The organism is Mycobacterium hubeiense (assembly GCF_002838065.1).
In the GTDB taxonomy this organism is placed as follows: domain Bacteria; phylum Actinomycetota; class Actinomycetes; order Mycobacteriales; family Mycobacteriaceae; genus Mycobacterium; species Mycobacterium hubeiense.
Genome location: NZ_PIZU01000005.1, coordinates 192,356 through 206,267, shown reverse-complemented (window position 1 = coordinate 206,267; position 13,912 = coordinate 192,356). Strand labels below are relative to the sequence as shown.

Annotated in this window: 13 protein-coding genes and 2 pseudogenes; 10 read left to right on the top strand and 5 right to left on the bottom strand. The window is 66.6% G+C overall.

Going from position 1 to position 13,912, the window contains the following annotated elements; all coding sequences use genetic code 11:
* Positions 1-16: 16 nt before the first annotated feature.
* From CWS39_RS06845 to CWS39_RS06830, 4 genes and pseudogenes are all read right to left on the bottom strand, one after another.
* Positions 17-928 (bottom strand): annotated as a pseudogene (locus tag CWS39_RS06845) (DUF1214 domain-containing protein); the annotation flags it as partial.
* Positions 927-1,388: pseudogene (locus CWS39_RS06840) on the bottom strand (enoyl-CoA hydratase/isomerase family protein); the annotation flags it as partial. The pseudogenes CWS39_RS06845 and CWS39_RS06840, both read right to left, overlap by 2 nt.
* 17 nt (positions 1,389-1,405) lie before the next feature.
* On the bottom strand, positions 1,406-2,593 hold the full coding sequence (locus CWS39_RS06835; RefSeq protein ID WP_102142134.1) for an acyl-CoA dehydrogenase family protein: 1,188 nt from the start codon (positions 2,591-2,593) through the stop codon (positions 1,406-1,408).
* On the bottom strand, positions 2,593-3,585 hold the full coding sequence (locus CWS39_RS06830; RefSeq protein WP_102142133.1) for an acyl-CoA dehydrogenase family protein: 993 nt from the start codon (positions 3,583-3,585) through the stop codon (positions 2,593-2,595). The genes CWS39_RS06835 and CWS39_RS06830 overlap by 1 nt, the downstream gene beginning before the upstream one ends.
* Positions 3,586-3,861: 276 nt before the next feature.
* Here CWS39_RS06830 and CWS39_RS06825 point away from each other — a divergent pair, with 276 nt between their 5' ends.
* The 4 genes from CWS39_RS06825 to CWS39_RS06810 all read left to right on the top strand — a co-directional run bounded on the left by CWS39_RS06825 (position 3,862) and on the right by CWS39_RS06810 (position 7,476).
* Entirely contained in the window at positions 3,862-4,950 is a 1,089-nt protein-coding gene (locus tag CWS39_RS06825; protein ID WP_102142132.1) for an amidohydrolase family protein, read from the top strand.
* 22 nt (positions 4,951-4,972) lie between these two features.
* Positions 4,973-6,115 (top strand): amidohydrolase family protein, encoded by a 1,143-nt coding sequence (locus CWS39_RS06820; RefSeq protein ID WP_102142131.1) that lies wholly within the window; start codon positions 4,973-4,975, stop codon positions 6,113-6,115.
* A 1-nt stretch (position 6,116) separates the two neighbouring features.
* Positions 6,117-6,509 (top strand): Rieske (2Fe-2S) protein, encoded by a 393-nt coding sequence (locus tag CWS39_RS06815; protein ID WP_102142130.1) that lies wholly within the window; start codon positions 6,117-6,119, stop codon positions 6,507-6,509.
* A 61-nt stretch (positions 6,510-6,570) separates the two neighbouring features.
* Positions 6,571-7,476, top strand: coding sequence for an alpha/beta fold hydrolase (locus CWS39_RS06810; RefSeq protein ID WP_102142129.1), 906 nt, complete (start codon positions 6,571-6,573; stop codon positions 7,474-7,476).
* A 101-nt stretch (positions 7,477-7,577) separates the two neighbouring features.
* Here the strand turns inward: CWS39_RS06810 and CWS39_RS06805 are convergent, their stop codons facing one another.
* Positions 7,578-8,051, bottom strand: a complete 474-nt coding sequence (locus CWS39_RS06805) for a hypothetical protein (RefSeq protein WP_102142128.1) — start codon at positions 8,049-8,051, stop codon at positions 7,578-7,580.
* Positions 8,052-8,087: 36 nt separating this feature from the next.
* Here CWS39_RS06805 and CWS39_RS06800 point away from each other — a divergent pair, with 36 nt between their 5' ends.
* Genes CWS39_RS06800 through CWS39_RS06775 form a run of 6 tightly spaced genes read left to right on the top strand, consistent with a single transcriptional unit; the run spans position 8,088 to position 13,815 of the window.
* Entirely contained in the window at positions 8,088-9,389 is a 1,302-nt protein-coding gene (locus CWS39_RS06800) for an NADH-ubiquinone oxidoreductase-F iron-sulfur binding region domain-containing protein (protein WP_102142127.1), read from the top strand.
* An 8-nt stretch (positions 9,390-9,397) separates the two neighbouring features.
* Complete coding sequence (locus CWS39_RS06795; protein WP_199177994.1) at positions 9,398-9,697, top strand: ferredoxin; 300 nt, start codon at positions 9,398-9,400, stop codon at positions 9,695-9,697.
* The gene (locus tag CWS39_RS06790) at positions 9,694-11,337 is read left to right on the top strand and encodes a thiolase C-terminal domain-containing protein (protein WP_102142125.1); all 1,644 of its coding nucleotides are present in this window, start codon (positions 9,694-9,696) and stop codon (positions 11,335-11,337) included. Before CWS39_RS06795 ends, CWS39_RS06790 begins: the two co-directional genes overlap by 4 nt.
* Positions 11,334-12,212, top strand: coding sequence for an alpha/beta hydrolase (locus CWS39_RS06785; RefSeq protein ID WP_102142124.1), 879 nt, complete (start codon positions 11,334-11,336; stop codon positions 12,210-12,212). The genes CWS39_RS06790 and CWS39_RS06785 overlap by 4 nt, the downstream gene beginning before the upstream one ends.
* Positions 12,212-13,030: an NAD(P)-dependent oxidoreductase gene (locus CWS39_RS06780; protein ID WP_102142123.1), complete on the top strand. Its 819-nt coding sequence runs from the start codon at positions 12,212-12,214 to the stop codon at positions 13,028-13,030. The genes CWS39_RS06785 and CWS39_RS06780 overlap by 1 nt, the downstream gene beginning before the upstream one ends.
* On the top strand, positions 13,027-13,815 hold the full coding sequence (locus CWS39_RS06775) for an NAD(P)-dependent oxidoreductase (RefSeq protein ID WP_102142122.1): 789 nt from the start codon (positions 13,027-13,029) through the stop codon (positions 13,813-13,815). Before CWS39_RS06780 ends, CWS39_RS06775 begins: the two co-directional genes overlap by 4 nt.
* Positions 13,816-13,912 lie beyond the last annotated feature (97 nt).

Here is a 13,912-nt window from a genome sequence, read left to right as displayed (position 1 = left end):
ACCGCGCGCGCCGAAATCACCAATAGCGGTGGCGGATCCCGTTGAAGCGGGCCCACATCTGCGCGGTGCGCTCAGCCGGGGTCACCGTCGCGGTATCGGGCGGCAGCGCATCGGCGAGCCCATCCCGTTTGACCACCCGCGTGCGCAAGACGGCGGGCTGTCCCTCGAGCATGTGGCGGTAGGTGACGTTGCCCCGCTCGAAGCCCTGCGTGTCCATCCAGTTGTGATAGCCCGGGTCATCGTGGGCCAGGATCAGCCGCACCTTGCCGTCACCGTCGACCGTTGTGCGGCTCGGCGTGTAGCTGACGGGCCGATAGAGATAGTCCATGCTGTTGAAGAACACCCCCATATTCGTCAGCGACCACAGCCCGTCGTGGGTGTCGAATTCGATGACGAGCGCTTCGTCGGGGGCGAGCACCCAGTGCATGTTGGCCGCCGTCCGGCCGCGTTTGTCGTCCGCGGCCGTCGTTGTGACGTCCGGAAAGCTGTTGGGATGGGCGGCGTCGACGCCGCCGTAGGTGAACGGAAATTCGGGCCAGTCGGTCATCAGCCCGGTGACGAAATCGCCGGCCCAGCCCATCGCGGCAATCATGCCCTTGACGGTCGGCAGGGGCTTCGGGGACGCCATGTCCACCCGCTCGATCTGCAGGCGGGCCGGCCGCTCATCCCAGTCGTCAAATCCCCGGCGGATGAACAGCTTTCGTGATTCAGGCGTGGTGGGCAGCCAGTTCGGCCCGCGCTGCTCGCCGCCGACGTAGATCTCGACGCTGCCGTCGGCCCCGGTACTGAGTTGGTGCCCCAACAGGTTGGCTTCGGGTACGTCGCCGAACGGCTCGTGCAGCACGTCCGGGCCATCCCGGCGCGGTCCCTGCACGGTGATGTTGAAGAAGCGGCCCGTGCCGCGGTCACCAGAGATGCGGTAGCTGGACGCGCGGCAGGTGGTAGCTCATTCCCATCTCCGCGCCCGACAATCCGAGCAGGATCGCGGCGTTACCGAACGTCGCCGACGTCGAGCAGATGCGGATGTCCGCGGCGAGGCACAACGCGAGCCCCGCCCCAACGCACGGCCCGTTCACGGCCGCGATCACCGGCTGCGGCATGTCCCGGATCGCTTGCGGCAGTGCGGCCATCGCCTCCTGGAACCGCATGCGGTCGATCGCCGGGGCGGACGCTTCGGGGACTGCGGGGCCGAAGTTGCGCACGTCGATGCCGGAGCAGAACCCGCGGCCGGCGCCGGTCAGCACGACGGCGTGCGCGCCGGCGTCGGTGGCGATCTCGGTGAGCGTCTGCGCCAACTCAGTGCGCATGACCTCGTTGATCGCGTTGAGTTGTTTGGGCCGGTTGAGTTGCAGCACCACGACACCGGCCTGCGGCCGGTCGATGTGCAGCGCCTCGGCCCCTGGACTCAGCGCCGCGGCAGACCGAGCACTTGGGTGGCGATGATGTTGCGCTGAATCTCGGAGGTGCCGCCTGCGATGGTGCCGCCGAAGCTGCGGGCGTAGCGCTCGAACCAGCTCGCGAAGTAGTGGTCGAGGTTCATGTGCTCGTAGGGCCCCGTCATCGACGGATGCACCAGGCCGTCCGCGCCCGCAGCCGTCAGCGCGTTCTCCATCGCCTGACGCTCCGCTTCCGAGCCGAACAGCTTGAGCACCGACACCGACGCGGTGTCCATCTCCCCGCGCGCGGCCCGCGCCAGCGCCGCCGAACCCATGGCCCGCAACGCCTGGTAGTCCATGATCGTCGTCGCGTACTGATCCCGTTCCAGCGCCGTGCGGGGCCGGAAGTCGGCGATCATGTTGTCGATCCGGTCGGCGAATCCGAGCCACATCATCGTGCGCTCATGTCCCAGCGAGCCATTGGCGACGGCCCACCCACCGTTGAGCGGCCCCACCAGGTTCTCCGCGGGGACCTTAGCGTCGGTGAAGAACACCTCGTTGAAGTCGAGGTTGTCCTGACCGCACATGTCGGCGAACGGCCGGCACACCACACCGGGGGTGTCGGTCGGGATGATCAGCGCGCTGATGCCCTTGTGCTTCGGCGCATCCGGGTCGGTGCGCACGAACGCCAGCAGGAAGTCCGCGTCGTGGGCGCCTGAGGTCCACACTTTCTGGCCGTTGACCACGAAGTGATCGCCTTCCACGTCGGAAACAAACTGAGCGCGGGTCCGCAGCGAGGCCAGGTCGGATCCCGCGCTCGGCTCGCTCATGCCCAGCGACGCGGTCATCTCACCCTTGAGCACCGGCACCGCCCAGCGGTGCTTCTGCTCGTCGCTGCCGAACGAAATCAGCGATGCCGCAACGATGTTCACGCCTTGCGGGTTGAAGCTGTGGTAGATGCGCCGACGGCACAGCTCGTCGAGGTGCACGAATTGCTGCAGCACCGTCGCATTGCGGCCGCCGAACTCCGGCGGCTGGGCCGGCAGCAGCCAGCCGTTGTCGAACAGCAGTCGCTGCCAATCGCGTGCCCACTGCGGCATATGCGACACCGAGCGCGGCCGCTCCTGGGTGAGGGCCTGCGGCGGCAGGTTCTCGTCGAGAAACGCCGCGAACTCGGCGCGGAACTCCTCGACGTCGGAATCAAACGTCAGCTGCATCAGAAACTCCTGTATTCCGCAGCGATCGTCGCGCGGTGTTCGGCGGCGCCGCCCAGCATCAGCTCGCCGGCCTTGGCCCGCTTCAGCGCGAACTGGAGGTCGTTCTCCCAGGTGAATCCCATGGCGCCGAACAGCTGCAGGCCGTGACGGAACACCAGCGCCTGGCACTCTCCAGCCGAGGCTTTGGCCATCGCCGCGGCCAGCCGGCGCCGCGGATCGTCGGCCGCGATCGTCAGTGCGGCGAAATACGACAGCGCGCGGGCCCGCTCGATCGCGACGTGCATGTCGACGGCCTTGTGCTGCACCGCCTGAAACGTCCCGATCGCAACCCCGAACTGCTGGCGCTGCTTCACATGTTCGAGCACCAGATCCAGAATGCGTTGGCACGCACCGACAGTCGTGATCGCCATGCCGGTCAGCGCGAGGTGGCGCGCCTTCTCCGCATCGGTGGGCAGCCGCTCGGTGTCGGCCACGCGCACACCGGAAAAGGACACGTCGGCGATGTGCAACACCGGGTCGAACACCGGGCTGCGCCTGAGCGCCACGTCGCCCGCACTGACCAGAAACACGCCGGCCTCGGTCACCACGGCCAGCCGCTCGGCCCGGTCGGCGTCCAGGACATAGCGCGCCGTGCCGTCGAGCACCCAGCCCGTGGCGTCGCGGTGTACCGTGACGCCGCTGTAGATCGCGGCCCCCGCCTGCGCCGCGTCGAACCGGTCCCCGACCAGCGGCGCGAACTGCGTCATGGTGGCCAGGTACGGGGTGGGATCGGTGGCCCGGCCCAGCTCCTCGCACACGATGGCCAGTTCGACTGCGTTTTCCGGATCGGTCAGCTCCGTCCAGCCCGCGTCGACGTAGGTTTCCCACAGCTGAGCGGGGTCCACGCCGTCTTCGGCCACGCTGCGGACCAGCGTCGGGGGGCATTGCTTGGTCACCGCATCCCGCACGGTCTCCTGCCATAGCCGCTGATCAGCGTCGAACTCGAGTAGCATCCGCGCCTCCTGGTGCGATGTCGCGTCGATTGGAGAATAACATTCTCCTGAGACGTTTAGACGTTCTCTCAAACTAACTATCACGTTCCATAAGCGTGGCGCTGAGCGACTGACCAGCAGACACTTTCACCTGCGCGGATGCGAGTGACGGGTTGGAGAACAATATTCTTGCCTTTGAAGAACTAGGATCTACACTGGGTCTATGTCCGGTCTCGACGCACCGTGCTGTTCCCGCGTGCGTCGGCCAGCCAGCCGGACGGACCGCGGAGGGCTTGAGTGATCCAACATCCTGACGGAGCAACAACTCCCGTCATCGACGCCAGCGTGCACATCTTCTTCAAGTCCAATAAGGACTTGCGCGGCGTCCTTCGTGAGCCGTTCAAGAGCCGCGGCTTCCCCGACTACGAGATGGACTGGTACGGCGCACCCGGCGGCGAATACGCGCCCGGCACCGAGGGCCCGGATCACGAGTATCCGGGTTCGGATCCCGACCTCGTCGGCGGGCACCTGTTCGAACTGCGCGGGGTCGATGTCGCTGTCCTGCATCCGATGAGCCGCGGCATCATGCCCGACCGTCATCTGGGCACGGCGCTGGCGGCGGCCCACAACGAGATGCTGGTGTCGCGGTGGCTCGAGCACAGCACCTACGGTGAGCGGTTCCGCGGCACGATCCGAGTCAACCCCGACGACATCGCGGGCTCTCTGCGGGAGATCGACAAGTACAAGGACCACCCACGGGTGGTGCAGCTCGGCGTGCCACTGCAATCGCGGGAGCTCTACGGCAAACCGCAGTTCTGGCCGCTGTGGGAGGCGGCCATAGACGCGAATCTGCCGGTGGCCGTGCACATCGAGGTGGGGGCGGGCATCTCAGCGGCGCCGACCCCGTCGGGAAACACCCGCACCTACGAGCAGTACGTCGGCTTCATGGCGCTGAACTACCTGTATCACCTGATGAACATGATCGCCGAAGGGGTATTCGAACGAATGCCCGCGCTGAAGTTCGTCTGGGCCGACGGGGCCGCCGACTTGCTGACGCCGTTCATGTGGCGGATGGACTGCTTCGGGCGTCCGCATCTCGAACAGACGCCGTGGGCGCCGAAGATGCCCAGCGACTACCTGCCCGGCCATGTGTTTTTCGTGCAGGGCGCGCTCGACGGCCCCGGCGACACCGACTTCGCCGGTGAGTGGTTCGGCTTCACCGGCAAAGACGACATGGTGATGTACGGCTCGAGCTATCCGCACTGGCAGCTCAACGAGCTGAAGGTGCCCAGTGCGTACTCGGCCGTCCAACGCGACAAGTTGTGCTGGCGAAACGCCGCACAGCTCTACGGGATAGACGTCGAAGCCGGCGTCACAATCGGATGAATCCGCGATCAAGGAGACCACGATGACCGTGACAACCACAGAGCGGAAGCCGGCAGCCGAGCGCATCGCCGTCCGCTGTGTCGACTCCGACGTGCATCCGACGCCACGCCGCGGCGAACTGGTTCAGTACATCCCAGAACCGTGGCGCAGCAAGTACTTCCTCAACCGCAAGGTGGGCGAGCAGATCTATTACGACGCCCCGGACTACGCGCACACCTACGCGATGCGCGCCGACGCCTTCCCGCCCGACGGCGAATTCGCCTGTAGCGACCCCGATATGGCCTTCAAGCAATTGATCATGGAGGCCGGCGCCGACATCGCGATCCTGGAGCCCGCCGCGTATCCGGCTCGCCTGCCCGAGGCGAACCACGCGATGTCGGTCGGTCTGAACGACTGGCAGGTCAACCACTGGCTCGACAGCCACAACAACTGGCACGAACGCTGGCGTGGCTCAATCTGTGTCGCGATCGAGGAGCCGGAAGCCGGCGCACGCGAAATCGAGCGCCTGGCCGGACACCCCTACATGGGGCAGATCCTGATCAAGGCCGAGCCGCGCCCGTCGTGGGGTCATCCGCAGTACGACCCGCTGTGGGCCGCCGCCACCAAGCACGATATGCCGGTGAGCTGCCACCTGTCGCGCAGCCACCACGAGGAGCTGCCGATGCCGCCGGTGGGCATGCCCAGCTACAACCACGACTTCATGGTCACCTACTCGCTGTTGGCCGCGAACCAGGTGATGAGCCTGATCTTCGACGGGGTTTTCGACCGATTCCCCGCGCTGCGAATCGTTTTCGTCGAGCACGCGTTCACCTGGATCCTGCCGCTGATGTGGCGGATGGACGCGCTCTACGAAGCCCGCAAGTCATGGATGGACATCAAGCGCAAGCCGTCCGAGTACGTCAAGGACCACATCAAGTTCACCACCCAGCCGCTGGACTATCCCGAGGACAAGACGGAGCTCACCCGGGCGTTCGAGTGGATGGAATGCGAGAAGATCCTGCTGTTCTCGTCGGACTACCCGCACTGGACGTTCGACGACCCGCGGTGGCTGGTCAAGCACTTGCCGGAGCACGCCCGTGAGGCTGTGATGTTCCGCAACGGCATTCAGACCTACAAGCTGCCCGAGACGGTGCCGGCCCTCGAGGGCCAGGTTCGGGTGTTCTGAGTTGGCCGACGAGAAGAAAACGCCCCGGCTAGCCCAGGGGCGCGAGCATGTCGTCGCCACGGTGGACGAGATCCCGCCGGGCACACACAAACTCGTGCCGATCGGACGCCACGGCGTGGGTGTGTACAACGTCAACGGCACCTTCTACGCGATCGCGAACTACTGCCCGCACGAGGGTGGGCCGTTGTGTTCGGGCCGCCCGCGCGGACGCACCATCGTCGACGAGAGCGTGCCCGGCGACGCGGTGATGGTCCGCGATCTCGAGTTCATCTACTGCCCGTGGCACCAGTGGGGTTTCGAACTCGCGACGGGCACCACCGCGGTCAAGCCGGAGTGGAGCATCCGCACCTACCCGGTCCGGATCGTCGGCAACGAGGTGTTGGTGCAGGCATGAGCGACGCTCGCGAGCGAATCATCGGCACAGAATGCGGCGTCCGAGCCTGCGAGGAGGCCGCATGACGGCGATCCTTGGCACCCCGCAGCTCAAGCGCGGCGAGAAGACCATCGAGATCAACGGCGGCAACGTCGTCTACGAGATCCTCGGCAGGTCAGGCGATTTCATCGCACTGACGCCGGGCGGCCGGTTCAGCAAGGACATTCCCGGCCTGCGACCCTTGGCCCAGGCGTTGGTCAAGGGCGGCTACCGGGTGCTGCTGTGGGACCGGCCCAACTGCGGCAAATCCGACGTGCAGTTCTACGGCCAGAGCGAATCCCACATGCGGGCCGAGACATTGGCAGCCATGATCACCAAGCTCGATATCGGGCCGTGCATCATCGCGGGCGGTTCTGGCGGCGCGCGGGATTCGATGCTGACCACGATGCTGTACCCGGACATCGTGAAGAAGCTGGTGGTGTGGAACATCGTCGGCGGCGTGTACGGCTCGTTCGTGTTGGGCTCCTACTACATCGTGCCGAGCATTCTCGCGGTGCGGGGCGCCGGCATGCGAGGCGTCATCGGCGTCGACGAGTGGAAGGAACGCATCGCCGAGAATCCGGCCAACCGCGACCGCTTCCTGGCCCAGGATCCGGACCAGTTCCTGAAGTTGATGTTGCGCTGGCTCAACGCCTTTGTGCCCAAGCCCGGCCAGACCATCCCCGGGGTCGAGGACGAGATGTTCGACAACATCACGGTGCCGACGTTGATCATCCGCGGCGGGGAGAACGACCTGGACCACCCGAAACGCACCTCGCTGGAGGTGAGCTGTCTGATCAAGGGGTCGCAGCTGATCGATCCGCCGTGGCCCGAAGACGCCTGGGAACGCGCCGGCGAGGCCCGCGCTTCAGGAAAGGTGAAGCGGTTCAACATGTTCGACACGTGGGTGCAGGCCGCCCCGGCGATCCTGAAGTTCTTGGACAGCTGATGAAGCGCTCGCATGTTCCCGACACTCGTGAGTGTGCAGTTTCATCCGCGACGAACGGCGTGTTCCGTATGAAATCGCACGGTCGCGTCGCCGCTGACCGGCTACACCGTGCGGATGTGCACCTCACAGTTCAGCGACGCTTCGAGCGCCGTATGGATACGGCTTTCCGGAATGCGTTCGAGATCGACCTTGCTCAGCGTCACGTACACGACGTCGAAACCCTCGTCGCCCGGGACTCGTTCGATGTCACCGGCGAGCCCGAACCGGGCCAGCACACCTTGGGCGTCATCGTCGGTGCCACGGCTGACGTAGGTGACCACTCCCGCGGCGGGTATCGTGCCGAACGCCTTGGCGCACAGCTCGATACCGACAGCAGTGACGGCATCTGTATCGCTTCCGGCGATCAGCAGCTGCACTTGGCGACGCCGCACCGGCATCGCAGCCAGATCGACGTCGAGCACGTCGATACCCGAAGAGCCGGCCAGCGCGCGGAGGTTGGACATGCCGTCGCCTAATTGCTCCGGCGTGAGGTCGCCCGCCGGGTCGACGTCGACGCGCACCACCGCAGTCCTCATGTCCGTCAGCCTATCCGCGGATGAAAAGGCCATGTCATGACCTCCACCGCAACCGATCTGGTCGTGGCCGCGTGGCCGGACTGCTCGCCGCGACTGCTGCGCCCATCACAACGTGGGGTCGAGGAGTACGCCGACTATGTGCGGTCGGGCGGCTATCGCAGTCTCAAGGACGCGGACGCGCTGCTCGAGCAGGTCGACCTGTCCGGCCTTCTCGGGCGTGGCGGCGCGGCCTTTCCGCTCGCGACCAAGCTGCGCACGGTGCGCGACGCCGGCCGACGCGGCGCCGAGACAGTGGTCGTCGCCAACGGTGAAGAGGGCGAACCCGCATCGGTGAAAGACCGCTGGCTGCTTCGCCACCGGCCGCACCTCGTGCTCGACGGGCTCCGTCTCGCCACGACGGTCGTCAGCGCCACACGTGCCTATGTCTACGTCTCCGACGAACGCTCGGCCGCCGCGGTGACAGACGCGCTGGCCGAGCTCGAGCCCGCGGTATTCGAGGGCGTATCGGTGACAGTGGTGACCGTAGAACCCGGCTACGTCGCCGGTGAAGAGACGGCGGCCGTGCGTCGCATCAACGGCGGACCCGCCAAACCGACTGACAAGCCGCCACGCCCGTTCGAGGAGGGCGTGTTGGGCTTGTCGACGATGGTCAGCAATGTCGAAACGCTGGCCAATCTGCCGTACATCCTCGAACACGGGGCCGAGGGGTTCCGGGCGGTCGGAACGCCGATGTCCCCAGGAACTTTCCTCGCGACGATCACTGGCGCAGGCCGACCGCCGGCTCTCTACGAGATTCCGCACGGCGCAGCGTTTTCCGATCTGCTCAAGGTGCACGGAGTGAGCGCAGACTCGGTGCGCGGCGCGCTGATGGGCGGCTACTTCGCCGGGCTGGTCAACACCGACATCCTCGACGCGACACTGGATCACGAGACGATCCGCCGGCTCGGCAGCGGCCTGGGCTGCGGGGCGATCTCGATCCTGACCGACGACTGCCCAGTCGCCGTGGCCGCCTCGGTGATGGCCTACTTCGACCGTGAGAACGCCGGCCAGTGCGGGTCCTGCTTCAACGGCACCGCGGCGATGAGCGCCGTCACCTCGGCACTGCGTGACGGCGTGGCCGCCGACGAGGATCTGGCCCGGCTCGAGCGGTGGTCAGTCGTGCTGCGCGGTCGCGGGGCCTGCGGCACGCTCGACGGCGCGACGAATATCGCCGCCAGTCTGCTGCGGCAGTTCCCGCAGGTCATCGCCCGCCATCTGGCTGGCGATTGTCCGTCCTGCCGCAGTGGTCCGTTCCTGGCCAAGCGGCCCTACGAAGCGGAGGCGATGGCCCAATCATGAGTGACGGCTTGAGGATTCGCCTTGACCGGACGATCTGCGACGGCTTCGGGGTCTGCGCCAAGCACGCCCCGGAGTACTTCTCGCTCGACGACTGGGGTTACGCGTCGTTGATCGGCGACGGCACCGTCCCGGAGAAGGACCGTGACGCGGTGATGCGCGCGCTGCTCGACTGTCCGGTTCACGCGATCATCTACATGGGCGAACACCGGCCGTCCGACGACGGCACGCCTGCACACGGCGACACGGAAGCGGCCGAACCCGAACCGAAATCCGAGGACAACGAAGCGGTTTGGGGTTTCGTCCGGTGACCAGACCACTTCCCCAACTCACTCCCGCGAACGAATACTTCTGGACCGCGGGCTCCGACGGTGTGCTGCGCATCCAGGAATGCCAGGACTGCGAGGCGCTGATCCATCCCCCGGCGCCCGTCTGCCGGTACTGCCGCAGCCGCAACATGGGCGTGCGCGACGTCTCGGGCAAGGCCACGCTGTCGGCCTTCACCGTCAACCACCGATTCGGTTTCCCCGACCTGCCGCCGCCCTATGTCATTGCCCAGGTCGCCATCGTCGAAGATCCCCGAGTTCGGTTGACCACCAACATCGTCGAGTGCGACCCCGACGAGCTCGAGATCGGCCAAATCGTCGAGGTCGACTTCCAGAAGATCGAGGACGTGTGGCTGCCGCTGTTCCGTCCCACCGCGACCAAAGAGACCGGACCGCTGCCGGTCGACGAGATCGCGCCCGAGGATTTCGGCAAGCACGTCCGCCCGCCGCTGACCACTGAAAAGTTCGAAGAGCACTCCGCCATCACCGGCATCGGGGCCTCGCGACTGGGCCGCCGGTTGATGGTCCCGCCGCTGGCACTCACCGTCGAGGCGTGTGAAGCCGCAATCGCGGACGCCGGACTGACATTCGACGATATCGACGGGCTGTCCACCTACCCCGGGCTGGACATCGCCGGGATGGGCGAAGGCGGGGTAACCGCGCTCGAGGGCACGCTGGGGATCCACCCGACGTGGATCAACGGCGGCATGGACACCTTCGGCCCGGGCGGCTCGATCATCGCCGCGATGATGGCTGTCGCCACGGGCATGGCGCGTCACGTGCTGTGCTTCCGCACCCTGTGGGAGGCCACGTTCCAGCAGATGATGAAGGAGGGCAAGATGGCCCCGCCGGGGGGCCCGCGCACCTCCAGCTGGCAGATGCCGTTCGGTGCCACGTCGGCCGCCCACACACTGGCGCTCAACGCGCAGAGGCACTTTGAGCGTTACGGCACCACGAGAGAAGCCCTCGGCTGGATCGCGCTCAACCAGCGGGCCAACGCCGCACTGAACCCGACGGCCATCTACCGCGATCCGATGACGATGGAGGACTACCTGAATGCCCGGATGATCACCACGCCGTTCGGGCTGTACGACTGCGACGTGCCGTGCGACGGCGCCATCGCGGTCATCGTCTCGGCCGTCGACGCCGCCAAGGACATGCCCAAAAAGCCGGTGCTGTTCGAGGCCGTCGGCACCCAGATCATCGAACGCACCGACTGGGATCAGACCACGATGACGCACGAACCGCAGGTGCTCGGACAGTCCGCGCATCTGTGGACCCGAACATCGTTGCGGCCCAAGGATGTCGACGTCGCCGAGCTCTACGACGGCTTCACCTTCAACTGCCTGTCATGGCTGGAGGCGCTGGGCTTCTGCGGTATCGGCGAGTCGAAGGACTTCCTCGACGGCGGCAAGGCGATCGCCCGCGACGGGGTCATCCCGCTGAACACCCACGGTGGCCAGCTGTCGCACGGCCGCACCCACGGCATGGGCCTGATCCACGAGGCGGTCACCCAGTTGCGCGGCGAGGCCGGTGAACGCCAGGTGAAAGACGCTCGCGTCGCCGTCGTCAGCAGCGGTGGCCTGACGCCCAGCGGCGTGATCCTGATGCGGACGGACGCATGAGCGCTCCCAGGCCCAGAGTGGTCATTGTCGACGGCGTACCGATGTCGGGCTTGATATGCGAGGCGGACAACCCGCGCGCGGTGGTCGTTGCCTTCCACGGCGGAGCAAGCACCGCAGCGTATTTCGACTGCCCGGGCCATCCGCGGTTGTCGCTGCTGCGCACCGGAGCGGCGCTCGGCTTCACCGTGGTGGCCTTGGACCGGCCCGGCTACGGCAGCTCGGCGCCCTACCTCGACGCCATCGAGCTTCCGGAGCAACGGGTTTCGCTGGCATACGGCGCCGTCGACACCATGCTCGGATCCCGTCCGCGCGGAGCAGGACTGTTCTTGTTCGCCCATTCCAACGGCTGCGAATTGGCGCTGCGGATGGCGGCCGATCAGCGCGGCGCCGACCTGCTCGGCGTGGAACTGGCCGGCACCGGCCTGCGCTACCAGGACGCGGCCCTCGATGTGCTCAAGTCGGCCACTGCCACGCGTCGACCGCCGGGCCTGCGCGAACTGCTCTGGCAGCCCGCAGACTTGTATCCCGCCGAGGTGCTGACCGGGATCACCAACTCGTCGACCGGCGCGCCCTACGAGGCGGCGATGGTGAAAGACTGGCCTGCCCAAGACTTTCCGGCGTTGGCCGGCCAGGTACAGGTGCCGGTGCAGTTCAGTCACGCCGAACACGAGCGGGTGTGGCGGTCCGATCCGGAGGCGTTGGCCCAGATCGCCGCGATGTTCACCTCGGCCCCGCGATTCGTGACCAACGAAATCGCCAATGCCGGACACAATCTCAGCCTCGGATTCGCCGCTGAGGACTATCACCGGAAGGTCTTGTCGTTCGTCGACGAATGTGTCGACGAACGCAATAACACTGAAGTGGAGGCGGGTTGATGCGCGTCGGATTCATCGGACTGGGCAGCCAGGGCGGCCCCATGGCGCGACGGATCGTCGAAGGCGGCTACGAAACGACGCTGTGGGCGCGCCGGGAAGCCAGCCTCGAGCCGTATGCGGACACCGCCGCGAAGACAGCGGGGTCGCCGGCCGAACTCGGCGCGGCCAGTGATCTGGTATGCATCTGCGTGGTCGGCGACGACGACGTCCGCGAGGTGCTCTACGGCGAGAACGGCGTGCTGGCCGGGCTGGTCTCAGGTGCCACCGTCGCTATCCACAGCACCGTGCATCCCGACACCTGCCGTGAAATCGCCGAGAAGGCTGCAGCACAGGGGGTTTCAGTCATCGACGCCCCCGTCAGTGGCGGAGCGCCCGCGGTCGAAGAAGGCAAACTGCTGGTCATGGTCGGCGGCGACGAGGACGTCGTCGAACGGTGCCGGCCGGTGTTCGGCACGTATGCCGACCCCGTCGTGCATCTCGGCCCGCTGGGCAGCGGCCAGGTCACCAAGATCCTGAACAATCTGCTGTTCACCGCCAATCTGGGCAGCGCGTTGAGCACGCTGGACCTTGGCGAATCCCTGGGCATTCCCCGGCAGAAACTCGCCGAAGTCCTCAACGGCGGATCGGCCACCAGCAAGGCGCTCGGCAGCATTTCGATGTTCGGCGGCACCGTCGAGAACCTGGCCCCGATCGCGGGCGCGCTGTTGCAGAAGGACGTTCGCCACGCGGCGAGCATCGCCGCCAGCGCGTCGGCTCCGGAGGGCGCGGTGTTCACCGCCGCCGATGCCGCGCTGAAGTCGATGGACCATCCGCGGTGACCCGCGTCGGTTTCGTCGGGGCGGGACGGATGGGCGCGCCCATGGTCCGTCGCCTCGTCGAGGCCGGCCACGAGGTGCGGGCGCTCGGCCGGAGCGACGAAAAATGCTCTGCGATCCGTGAATTGGGCGCCCAACCCGTCACCGATTTGACCGCGGTGGGCGAGGGCGCGGACGTCGTCGTCGTCTGCGTCTTCACCGATGAGCAGGTGCAGCAGGTTTGCGCCGATCTGGTGCCCGCGATGAAGCCGGGCACCACACTTGTCATCCATACCACCGGAAGTCCCCGCACCGCACAGGCAATTGCCGCTCAGTCCCCCGGCATCGACGTGGTCGACGCACCGGTGAGCGGCGGTCCGCACAACATCGCCGCCGGAGAGGTGGCGCTGTTCGTGGGCGGGTCCGACGACGCCGTGGCCCGGGTCCGGCCGGTGCTGGCCGGCTACGGCGACCCGATCCTGCATGTCGGGCCGCTCGGTGCCGGCCAGAGCGTCAAGCTGATCAACAACGCGCTGTTCGCCGCGCAGATCGGGCTGCTGAGCGAGGCCGTCCGGTTCGGTGAGCGGCTCGGTGTCGAGGAATCGAAACTACTGTCCTCGATCTCGCACGGCAGCGGGGCCAGCCGCGTCGGCGGATTCGTAGCCGCGCGCGGATCCGTCGCCGCCTTCGTCGAGATGGCGGGCGAATTCATCGGCAAAGACGTCGCCGTGGTCCGCAAGGTCGCCGCCGATCTGGACAGCGACCTCGGAGTACTCGATGACGTCATCAATGCGGGAATCGATCGATGAAGAGCCTCGGATTCCATTCTCAAAAGCCATCCCGTGAGGCATACTATTGACGTTACACATTTGCGCTCTCGCGTAACGGAAAGCGGTACCAGCCCAC